At 59.8% G+C, this 11505-nt stretch carries 6 protein-coding genes; all 6 read right to left on the bottom strand.

Annotation, left to right across the window (positions count from 1 at the left end; all coding sequences use genetic code 11):
• Positions 1-11: 11 nt before the first annotated feature.
• On the bottom strand, positions 12-230 hold the full coding sequence (locus EXY20_RS37505; protein WP_328592627.1) for a DUF3502 domain-containing protein: 219 nt from the start codon (positions 228-230) through the stop codon (positions 12-14).
• 36 nt (positions 231-266) lie between these two features.
• Positions 267-1577, bottom strand: a complete 1311-nt coding sequence (locus tag EXY20_RS37500) for a sugar ABC transporter substrate-binding protein (RefSeq protein ID WP_135557567.1) — start codon at positions 1575-1577, stop codon at positions 267-269.
• A 37-nt stretch (positions 1578-1614) separates the two neighbouring features.
• Positions 1615-2493, bottom strand: coding sequence for a carbohydrate ABC transporter permease (locus EXY20_RS37495; RefSeq protein WP_135557566.1), 879 nt, complete (start codon positions 2491-2493; stop codon positions 1615-1617).
• 39 nt (positions 2494-2532) lie between these two features.
• Positions 2533-3396: an ABC transporter permease gene (locus EXY20_RS37490; RefSeq protein ID WP_235886392.1), complete on the bottom strand. Its 864-nt coding sequence runs from the start codon at positions 3394-3396 to the stop codon at positions 2533-2535.
• 191 nt (positions 3397-3587) lie between these two features.
• Entirely contained in the window at positions 3588-5963 is a 2376-nt protein-coding gene (locus EXY20_RS37485; RefSeq protein ID WP_135557564.1) for an AraC family transcriptional regulator, read from the bottom strand.
• Positions 5964-6308: 345 nt separating this feature from the next.
• On the bottom strand, positions 6309-11441 hold the full coding sequence (locus EXY20_RS37480) for a carbohydrate binding domain-containing protein (RefSeq protein ID WP_167859793.1): 5133 nt from the start codon (positions 11439-11441) through the stop codon (positions 6309-6311).
• Positions 11442-11505: the final 64 nt, after the last annotated feature.

The following is an 11505-nucleotide window of genomic DNA, read 5'->3' as shown; positions in this document are numbered from 1 at the left end:
GAAAGCCGGTCCTACTTGTTCGTTTTCAGCCATTCGTCCAGCTGTTTCTGCAGTTCGGTCACCACCTTGGCTTCCGGGTCCGCCTGCTTCAGCTTGTTGAAGTATTCCGGCAAATATTTGGCCGGATCGACGGTGCCGGTAATCAGGCCGGGCTGGTATTCGGCGTTGACGGCGTTCACGTTCGCGGCGATCGTTTTGACCGGCGTCATGTCCGGCGAAAATCCGAGCAGCGGCGAAACGGCGGCCGAATCGTTCAGCTTGATCGTTTACTCCCACAGCCCCGGCTTCTGGCCTTTCATGTACAACCCGTTGAACTGGTTGCCGAACTCCCATGAAATGTTGGACCAGTAGCCGGCATCCGGCAGCTTCTCGATCGTGCCGTCCGCCGCCTGCTTGTAGTCCTTGTCCTTGATGCCGAAGGACAGCAGGTTGTACAGCTCCTTGTTCGTGTTGACCAGCTCCAGCAGCTGCACCGCCTTGTCCGGATGCGCCGACGTACGGCTGACCGCCGTCAGCGTGGCAAGCGCCGACTGGGTCGTGGCGACCGGCTCCGTCGTTGGCGCCATCACCACTTCGAAGCCGTAAGCGGCCGACAGCTCGGCGTTGCCGCCCGGCTTGATCGTCGACGGCCACATCGCGTATTTGCCCGCCTTGATATCGGCCGTCGCATCGGCGACACTTGCCGCATCCTTGCGAATATACCCTTTTTGATACCAGCCGTGCATCAGATTGACGAGGTCGGTGAACCGCTTGCGGTACTCGTTGTCGTCCTGGAACGTCATCAGCTTGTGGGCCGGATCGCCCAGGCGGACGACGGCGCCGTTAAGCGTATCCGTATAGTCGCTCGGATTTTTGCCGAAATCCATCAGGAACGCGTGCCCGAACACTTTGGACAGCCCGAGAGGCGTGATGCCGTTCTCGTTTTTGTTCACCTGATCCATGAAATCTTCCAGCTGCTTGATTGACGTCACGTGCTGGTAATCGAAATGGTACTTGTCGGCCAGCGACTTCTGCACCATGAAGCCTTTCCAGTTGACCATGATCTGGTAGTTGGGCGCGCCGTAAATTTTGCCGTTGACGCGGGTGGCGTCCCAATATTTTTTGGGCAAGGAGGCGTAAAACTTCGGCGCGTTTTTGGCCAGCAGGTCGTCGAGCGGCAGAAACGCCCCTTTGGAGACATTGGTCAAATATTTGTTCAGCCACGAGAACGACGTAAACATCAGATCGAACGGCTCGTTCGAGGCGATCTTGAGGCTCATCTTCTGGTCATAGGTGCCGAAGTCGAAGACGTTCATTTTTAAGGTGACGCCGATGGCGGGTTCGGTAATTTTGTTGACGGCCGCTTCGATGGCGGCTTGGTCTTTCTGCGGTTCGCCGGCCAAATACCACGTTACTTCCACCGGCTTCTCCGTTTTGGCGGGCGCTGCCGATGCGGAGCTTGCGGTTCCGGCGGTAGCGGCGGGCGAACCGGAAGCGGCGGTGCCGCCGCCGTCCTTGGAGCAGCCGGCAAGGACAGCCGTCAGCGCGACTGTCGCCGACAAGCCCCAGGCGATTGTTGTGCGTTTGTACGTGAGCACGTGTTATCCCCCTCTTAAGTATCCTGCGAGCAAAAAATCATCCCTTCACAGCGCCTACCGTCATGCCTTTGATGAAAAATCGCTGGAAAAACGGGAAGACGAACAATGTCGGGCCCGCCGCCAAAAGCGCCATCGCCATGCGCAAGGACATTTGCGGCGTGTCCATCGCGTTTGCCACTGTAAATGAGGTATTGGCGGCATCCTGCAGCGCTTGAATGTTCGACAGAATGATGTACAGCAAATACTGCAGCGTGTACAGATGGCGGTCCTCGATATAAAGCAGGCTGAGCCACCAGCTGTTCCAGTAGCCAAGCGCCATAATGAGCGACACGGCGGCGATCGCCGGCTTGGAGATGGGCAGGACGATGCGCAGGAAAATGCCGTATTCGCTCGCCCCGTCCATTTTGGCCGATTCGATCAGGGAGACCGGAATGTCGGTCAGGAAGCGGCGCATCAGAAAGATGAACCACGGAATAATCAGCATCGGCAGAAACAAGGCCCAGACCGTGTTGCCCAGATGCAAATACCGCGTTGCCAAAATGTAAGAAGGCACCAGGCCGCCGTGGAACAGCACGGTAAAATAAATGTAAAAGCCGAAGTAGCTGCGGTGCTTGAAATCGTTGCGCGACAGCGTGTAAGCGGTCATCGTGCTGAACAGCACCGACAGGAGCGTGCCGATCGCCGTCACGCCCACGGTCACGACATAAGCGCGAAGCAGCGCTTCGCCATGCGTAAACACAAGCCGGTAGGCGCTCAGGCTGAAGCTCTTCGGCCACAGGTTGAAGCCTTCGATGACGAGCGACCGTTCGGCCGTAAACGAGGACGAAACGACGATCAGGATCGGCACGACGCAGAACAGGCAAAACGCGATAAATATGGCGTGCATCGCAGCGGTCGATAACGATACGGTTCTCATGACGCTCCTTCCCAGGGCGTGTCCGGAAGCCCCAAAGATCTAGTACAGGGCGCTCTCTTTGTCCGCCCGGCGCACGATCCAGTTGACCAGCGTAACGAGCGCCAAGCCGACGATCGCCTGGTACAGGCCGGCTGCCGTGCCCATGCCGATGTCGCCCAAATCCTTGAGCGTGCGGAACACGTACGTATCGATGACATCGGTGGTCGGATAGAGCGTGCCGGTGTTCTGGGTGAGAAAATAAAACATGCCGAAATCCGCGCGGAAAATGTTGCCGACCGAAATGAGCGTCAGCACGACGACGGTCGGCGCAAGCATAGGCAAAGTGATGTGGCGGACGCGCTGCGACCAGGTGGCGCCGTCCATTTGCGCCGCTTCGTAATAATCCGGATTGATGCCGATAATCGCGGTAAAATAAATGATCGCGCCAAAGCCGGTGCTTTTCCACAGGTCGGTCATCACCAGAATGTAGGGCCAATAGGACGGTTTGCTGTACCATAGCACCGATTCGCCGCCGAACTTTACGATCAGTTGATTGAGCAAGCCGTGCTCCATGTCGAACAGGCCAAGAAACAAATAGGCGACAACGACCCACGACAAATAATGCGGCAGAAACATGACCGTCTGGTACACTTTCACGAACTTGCGGCCGACCTCGCTGAGCAGAATGCCGAAGCCGACCGAAAACACGGTCGAAAACACGATGAACAACAGGTTCATGCCTACCGTATTGCGCGTAATGCGCCATGCGATATTGGAATGAAACAGAAAGTCGAAATTTTGCAGGCCGATCCAGCGGCTCCCCCAAATCCCCAAGTCGTAGCGGTAGTCTTTGAAAGCAAGCACGATGCCGATCATCGGCAAGTAGCAAAAGATGAACAGCCAAACGGCCGTCGGCACGTTCATCAGCCACAACTGGACTTGTTCCTTGTGCTTGGGGCCGAACCGATTCCCACTAATGCGCTGCCGCCTCCCTTCCGTCGTTATATGCCCGGGCACCATCAGCATAGTACGGGTGTGGGGGAGGCGGATAGTGCAAGTTTGGCGATTTTGGTATTTGGCCTGTTGTACAATGGCGCGATTTGGTATACAGCGGCCTATTTGGGCGCAATATGGCCGGTCAGGGAGGCTTTTAACGCGAACTCTTTCGGCGTGACACCGTACTTTTTTTTGAACAGCCGGTAGAAGTAGCTCTTGTTGGGGATGCCTACGCCCGCCATGACGTCGGCGATGGACATGTGGCGCTCCTGCAGCATGGCGGCGGCTTTGGTCATGCGCACCTCGCAGACGTATTCGGCAAACGGGACGCCCGTATATTCCTTGAACAGCTTGCCGGCAAGGGCAGGCGATATTTTCAGCAGCTCCGCCGCTTCCTGCAGGAACCAGTCGGGATCGGCATAACGGCTGTCGGTCATTTCTTTCATGGCGTCGACGAGCAGCGAATGTTTGACGTCGCGCGTCGTTTTGTTAGCCGTTGCGGCGTGGATGAGCCCGATCGATAGCTGCCTGGCTTCCGCCATCGTTTCGCAGGCGAGCAAGTCGCGCGCCGCCGCTTCCGCGTCGAACGGCGCCGGCTCCAGCTTCATGCGGTTGATATCCTGCAGCACGAACAGGAGCAGATGCACCCATTGCGCATAAATCTGCTTGTGGTGGCGGGGATGATGGGCGGCTACCGCTTGCAGGCCGCGCTCGATTTCCTGCTCCGCCGTTTGCGGGTCGCCGCCCTTGAGCGACTCGGCGAGCTGTTTTTCACGCAGGGCGGTATATTCCATACTTTCATGCCTCTCGGCGTCCGCCGTCATCGCGCCGGTGATGATCGTGCCGTGGCCGAAGGCGAAGCGGGCGTTGGATCGGCTCAGCGCTTCCTCATACAGCAGCTGCAACTCGGCCTTGTCGGCGGATAATGAACTGATGGCCGCCGTCAGCGACAAACCGAACCGGTCGCCGATAAATTGCTTTGCCCCGCTCAGCGCTTCGCCGATTGCGCCAATCACGTCCGTGGCGAGATCCGACGGCGCCGCTTGGGCGATGAAGGCAAATTGATCGTCCTTCATATCGGCGATTTCGCAGACGAACGATCGCGACAAACATTCGCCGATGATATTTTCCATCGCGAACTTGTACAACTCGCGGTCGCGTTGTGTCAGCCGGTTGAACGCCGCGAACCGGTCAATGCGAATAACGCCCGCCGCGTGGGGCGCACCGGCCTCGATTCGAATCGACAGCACATCCGAAGCGGCAATCTCTTCCCACAGCTTCTCCGGCATGGAGCGGCTGTCGAGCAGCATTCTTCGCACGTAGTAGGCTTTCAGCGCCGGCCTGCTGCTAAGCTCCTTCTGCCGGATGGTATGAATTTCGTCCTCGTTGCGACGGTATACCGCCCGCAGTGCCTGGATTTCGTCCATTACGGCCTTCTCCGGCACGGCGCCGGCGCCGGCCAGCGCCTTGACCTCCCGCACCAAATTGCCGAAAGGCCGATATACGCGCCGGGAAATCAGCAGCGAGACGAGGAGGGACAGGAGCAGGAAGACGGCGGCGACGGACAGCACGGTCGTTTTGATTTTGTCCAGATAGCGGTCGAAGATGCCGTAATCCTGCACCTTGACGATCGTCCAGTCTGCTTCCGGAACGGGGGAGGTTGTCACCAGATACGATTGGCCGCGAATCGTTTGTTTGGCGGAAACGACAGCTCCGGCAGCCATGTCGGCGGTTTGTCCCGTTGAGCCGAGCGAAGCGGCCACGTATTGGCCGATATCGTCGTTTGCGTCGTCGCCGAACAGCAGCTTGCCATTCCCGTCCAGAATGTAGACGCGATCCAGCGTATTCTGCTCTTTGCCGATACTGTTCAACGCGTTGATGTTGTCCTGCAGCCAGCGGGATTTGATGTTGACGATGACGGCGCCGTCAGGCCGGTCCTCGCGGTTCAGCGATTCGAACATCATGAAGGATAGCACTTGATCGGGGGAGGAGGCGTCGCCGGTTCGATCGACGTTCAGCGGGATGAAGCGCATGCGGTTTTGCAGCGGCTGGGACAGCACGAGACCGGCGAAAGCGGAGCTGCGTTCGTAGAGGCTGTTGCGGGTGGAGTAAAATTGGTTCAATGTGCCGTTATAGAGCAAGACGGAGTCGAGAAACGGGTTGTAGGAGATCAGCAGGCTCAAATTGTTCATCTTGCGAATAAACTCGTAGATGTCTTCTTCCTTCTGGGCGAACAGGATCGATTGGGCGTCGTTGTTGTATTCGATCGCGTTGGCCATCGTTTTGACAGTTTCGTACATGCTGGCGATATTGTTATGCAGTTGGCCGATAATTTTGTTGTTGTTGTGGCGTTCGTTGGAGAGGGCGATCCGTTCGATGTTCCAATAGACGAAAAACGAGAGGAAGCTGACCAAGGCGAACGAGGTGAGCGCGAACCAGACAAACAGCCGCCATAAAAACCGCTTCGAAGTGCGTCCCGTTCCGATTTCGCTCATGGCATCGTCTCCCAGTCGATTCGTTATGCTTGGATTTACCAACCAGTATACTATGTTCGTCTGCCGCTGTTAATAGCGAGAATGGCGGCGTCATCGCCGCTCCCTTTCGCCGATTGGCCCCTTCTACTAAAAATAGACCAAAAAAAGTGGCTTATTTGCCCACTTTTCCTCATTTCATGGAAAATAGCCAGTGATTTCACTGGCTATTCCGACGAAACAGCTTCAAGATCGATCTTTTCCGGGAAACAGCCAGCGTTTTCGCTGGCTATTCCGTTGCCAGGCTCCCCTTTTACCGCAATAGCCAATAAAACATGGCTTATTTCCGAAGCGGGGAAGTGTTACGCGCTAGTTCACTGTCACATCGTCCAGGTAGAACGTACCTGTGCCCGAGGTGAACAGCACGTACACTTGCGGCGTGCTTGCCGCGGTATTTTTGTACAGCCCGGTCAGCTTCAGCCAGTTCGTGCCGACCGTCTTGGCGTCCAGCACGGACGTATTGCCGCCGCCGAAGTCGAGCACCAGCTTGGCGTCGCCGCTGCCGCTGTCCAGCTTCACCCAGGCGGAAACGTCATAGTAACGGGTTGCCGTCAAGCTGACGGTTTGGCCGGCCGTGCTGCCGACATTCGCCCGCACTACTTGCAGCCCGTAGCTGCCCATATGATACTGCGAGCCGGTCACCGACAAACTGGCTCCGTTCAGCGCCGTCCAGCCCGTCGTCGCGCCGGATTCGAAATCGCCGTTAGCGAGCTGGTTCGCCATCGGAGCAACCGTAATGTCGAACCACTTGATCGCCGTGCGTCCGGTCGGGTAAAGCGAGTCGACTGCCGTCGAATCCTTCGCGGTGATCGGGAAGCGGTACGTGCCCGACCGGATTGCCGTGCCGAGCAACTGGCCGGACGCATTGATGTACAGACCCGGCGGCAGCATGAAGTCGCCGGTCGTATCCGCGGAGAACGTCGTCGAACCGACGCCGCCTGCCGCCGCGAAGGTGAAGTCGCCCGCGGTGAAAGCCACCCCCTTGGTCGCCGCAGGAGCGGCAGCCGAAGCGACAGTAAGCGGCTTGATGTTCGTTGCGTCGTCGACATAATACGTACCGGCTCCTGTTGTCAGCTGCGGGTAGAAGGCAGGGCTCGCTTCTGCCTCGGCGCCCAGCAGCGTGTAGGTGCCGGACAATTGCGTCCATTCTCCGGAAGTGACGGTTTTCGTGTCCAATACGGTATATTGCGCCGGTTCGCCCTGGTGCGCGCCGCTGCCGAAGTCAAGCACGAGCTGCGCGGTTTCGCTGCCGGAGGCGGTGCGGACCCACGCCGAGAACGTATAGGCGATGCCGGCTTTCAGCGTGATCGTCTGCGTCGGGCGACCGAATGTCTGACCAACCTGGCGGTCCACCTGAAGCGAATACTCGTCGGAACGGAATACGTTTGTCGTTGCGCTGAGCGTTGCGCCGGATGCCGCCGTCCAGCCGGTCGTCGTGCCATCCTTCAGCGTGCCGTTCGCGATGAGCGGGTCGATCTGCAGCAGCAGCCCGCGTTCGGCCGTTTGTCCGCCGGCGTCGGCAACGGCTACGGCGACCTTGAACGTGCCGAATTCCTTCGGCGTGCCGGACAATACGCCGGCGCCGGTCAGCGTCATCCCCGACGGCAGCCGCCCGTCGCTGATCCGGTAAGAGTAAGGCGCGAAGCCGCCGCCCGCCGTGAATGTTTGCGTTGCATATGACGTGCCGCCGACACCGATCGGCAGCGTCGGCGCGTTCAGGACGAGCGGGCTCGCCGCAGCGGTAAAGGCGTCCATATAATACGTATCGCCGCTTCCCGTCGGGAATTGCGGGTACACGTTGACGGTGGCCGTCGCTTGGGCGCCGCTCAGCTGGTAGCTGCCCGCAAGCTGCGTCCACGTTCCGTCGACGGTGCGGAAGTCGAGCACCGCATAACGGTTCGGTTCGCCCTGATGGGTGCCGGCGCCAAAATCGAGCACCAGCTGTCCGGTCTGGGCGCTGCCGGGCGACTTCAGCATAACGGAGAAGTCGTAGGCCACGTTCTTGCGCATCGTAATCGTTTGCTGCGGCCTGGCGAATGTGTACGCGGCACCCGACGGGCGAACCACCTGCAGCGCGTACGCGCCTTCGCTTATGCCGGTCGAAACGACGGACAGCACGGCGCCGGTTTGCGCCGACCATCCGGTGGCGGTGCCGGTTTCCAGGCCGCCGTTTACGATCGGCGATGCGACGGTCAGGGTGTAGGAGCCGGTTGCGGTGGCGCCGGTGCGGTCCGTCGCCCGAATGTCGAAGGCGTAGGAACCGACGGCGCGCGGCATGCCGGACAAGCCGCCGGTCTTGGCGCCGAGCGCAAGACCCGGAGGCAGCGCGCCGCTTGCGAGCTCATACCGATAAGGCGCGCCGGCTCCGCCCGAGGCGGCGAATGTATACGAGTAGGCGTTGCCGAACGAACCGTCCGCCAGCGTGGCTGCGGCGAGAGCGACCGGCGTAGCCGGCTCGTTCACGTCATCGATGTAAAACGCCGTCGTGCCTGAGGTAAGCTGCGGATAGAAACTGGCGGTGACGCTTGGCGAATTGCCGCTCAGCTTGTAGCTGCCGCGCAGCTCGATCCAGCCGGTGCCCACGGTCTGGCCGTCAAGCACGCCGTAGCGGCTCGGCTCCCCCTGCAGGCCGGCGCCGAAGTCAAGCACGAGCTGGCCGAGGGCGCTGCCGGAATCGGCCCGCATCCACAGCGCAAAATCGTACGTCACGCCGGGCACCATCACAATGTCCTGCGCCGGGCGGTCAAACACGGCGCTGCGCGCCGCCTTCAGCGAATACGAGCCGCCGTGCGCCGTCGTATTGTCGCGAGCGATCGTCGCGCTGCCTTTGGCGGTCCAGCCGGTCAGCGTGCCGCTCTCAAAGTCGGGGCTGGCGATGGCGATCATCTGCCGCAGCGTCGGCAAGAACGTTGCCGTTGCCGTCGCCGGCACGGAGGCGCTGTCGGTCGCCTGCAGCGTCAAGGTCAAGCTGCCCGGCGCCGTCGGCACGCCGCTGATGACGCCGGTGGCGCCGTCGAGCGCAAGCCCTGCCGGCAGTGAGCCGGAGGCCACGCCGTAAGTGTAAGGAGCCGCGCCGCCGCTTGCTTGCAGCTGATAGCGGTAATAGCGGCCGATTTCCACCGACGGCAGCGGATCGGCATTCAGCGCAAGCGCCGGGGCGGAGGCGTGGACGCGGAACGCGTCAAGCAGCACGCGCACGCCCGACGTTTTGACCAGCTTGATCGTATGCGTGCCGGAGCCGGAGAACGTCTTCGTATACACGGTTTGCTGCACGAGCCGGGACGGTTGCGTCAGGCTGAGCGAAGAGTCGAACGCGCCGTCGATGTATACGTCGACGCCGCCCGAGTCGGGCCCAAGCTCCGTTACGTAGTCGACGGCTTCGCCCGTAAACGTATACTCGGCGGAAGCGCCGTTGTCCAGCGCAGTGTGCACGTCGCCGCCAAAATCGCCGGCCTCGCGGGCGGCCGCATACCAGGAGTCGCTGGAGTATACCCAGGCGCCGGTATACGCAATATCGTCGTGATTGTCATTGACCGCCGCGTAGGGCGGTACATCCGCCGTCAGCGGGCTGCGCGTCGTCTTCGGCCACAGCGTCAGCGAATTGGCGCCGGCCGCAAGCGTTGCGAACGGGCCGACAACCGGCTTCGCGCCAATTGCGTTGCCGAAGAAATCGAGCGCCACGTCGCCGAACATACCGCCGCTGTAAGGAGCGGGGCCAAGCGCTTCCGGCGTGAGACGCGACGTCGGCAGCGTCCATGGCGTTCGGTCGACCGTAAACTGGGCGGTCACCTTCGCCGTGCCGCCGGTTCCGCTGTTGTCGGACACATAGGAGAAGGAGGTGGCCTGCGCACTCGCGTGGCTGCGGCCTTCGTAGCCGCTCGTCGCCGTGGCGCCGTCGTACAAGGCGTTGACGTCGGAGTCGTTGCCGCGCACCCGCGTCGTTTCGGCGGGAATTTCGTTTCCTTTGCCGATCAGGATATTGTTGTAATAGCGGATATGCGCGACCGGGTCGATTTTGCGGCCGGTGGCGTCGATGGTATGCGGCACGAACGTCGACGTAATCCGGTTGCTGGCGTCCGTGTAATCGACCGCATGCGCGATGGAGGAAGACGTATAAAACAAATTGTGCACAACCGTTATGCCTTCGGACGAGGAATGCTCCATCGGCGAATCGATCATGACGTTGTTGTCGATCAGAATCGGGCCCTGACTGATTTCGGTATAAATCGCGTTCGAATTGTTGACGAATACGTTGCCGGTCACACGCGCTCCTTGCGACGTGTTGTCGAGCCAAAGGCCGGCCAATTTACCGTTGTTGCGGATCAAATTGTCCTGAATCAGCCCGTCGTAAAAGAAATGCGTTTTAATCCCCGCCGATTCGTAGCCTTGCTCGAACTGGAACCGGTTGCTGTTCTCGACAACGTTGCCGATGATCGTCGAGAACGGCCCCCACATGCCCATAATGCCGGTGGAGCCGGAATAGGAAACGACATTGTTTTCGATCAGATGGCGGCCGACGCCGCCTGTCATCTCATAGAAGTTGGCGGCCGTATAGCCGGCTTCTTCGACCGGTTTGCCGCCTTGATAGCCGAAGTCGATGCCGATCGACTTGGCGTAACGCACCGTGTTGTTGCGAATGATCCAATTGTGCCCGCCCGACGTGCTGACCGCCCCTTTCTGCGGGTTGCCGTTGACATCCCAGAACTTGTAAGGAAACTGGTTGGCGGCATGCTCGAACCGGAAGCCGTCAACCGTAATGAAGCCGAGACCGTATACGGCCGGCGCAAAAATTTGCTCGCGGGCGTTGATTTCCGTCAGCATGCCGGAGGTAACCGGGTTCGCGCCGCCAAAATTGGCGAACACGGTCAAGCCGTCTGCCGAAGCTTTCCAGGAGTTGGCCGTCGAATACACGTTTTTGATCGCATCGACCTCGTTTAGCGGCGTTCCGTTCGCAAATACTTCCCCGAGCGTGCGTTGCGTCGAATTGTCCTTCGTCGTGGCCATGGTGCTGACCGGTTTCGACAGCGGCACGGTGAACGGATTGTAATCGCCGAACGCTGCCGCATCGAGCACCGCATAGTACACATTGCCGGTGTCGTGTTTCCACGCTGCTGCCGGCACCTGCTCCGAGCCTTTGATGTAGACGGTTTCGCCCGACGCCGCCCGATACGTGATGCGGTCCCCGTCCGACGTGCCGCCCCGCGCCGGTTTCACCGTTTCGCGGTATGTACCGGCATGGACAATGACCGTGTCGCCGGGCTGGGCGAGCTGCGCCGCATGGTTGATCGTCCGGAACGGGGTCCCGCTCGTTCCGTCGTTGCCGTCGTCGCCCGTTACGGCGACGTGATAAGTCGCCGCCTCGGCGGCATAGCCGTACACAAAAACGCCCGCAACCAACGCGAGCGAAAAAACGAACAGCAGCCGCAAGCTTGATTTGCGCATGTCAATTCCCTCCTTGTATGCCATATGCAATTTTCCATAACAGAACGGGGAACGGGCAATTGCC

The sequence above is a fragment of the Paenibacillus cymbidii genome, assembly GCF_004764705.1.
GTDB lineage: Bacteria > Bacillota > Bacilli > Paenibacillales > NBRC-103111 > Paenibacillus_AN > Paenibacillus_AN cymbidii.
This window is presented reverse-complemented; position numbering and strand designations above follow the sequence as displayed.

Excerpts from the sequence above, each read along its gene's own strand:
- EXY20_RS37485 (WP_135557564.1), bottom strand. The coding sequence starts at position 5,963 with ATGAGCGAAATCGGAACGGGACGCACTTCGAAGCGGTTTTTATGGCGG.
- EXY20_RS37495 (WP_135557566.1), bottom strand. The coding sequence starts at position 2,493 with ATGAGAACCGTATCGTTATCGACCGCTGCGATGCACGCCATATTTATC.
- EXY20_RS37490 (WP_235886392.1), bottom strand. The coding sequence starts at position 3,396 with ATGAACGTGCCGACGGCCGTTTGGCTGTTCATCTTTTGCTACTTGCCG.
- EXY20_RS37480 (WP_167859793.1), bottom strand. The coding sequence starts at position 11,441 with ATGCGCAAATCAAGCTTGCGGCTGCTGTTCGTTTTTTCGCTCGCGTTG.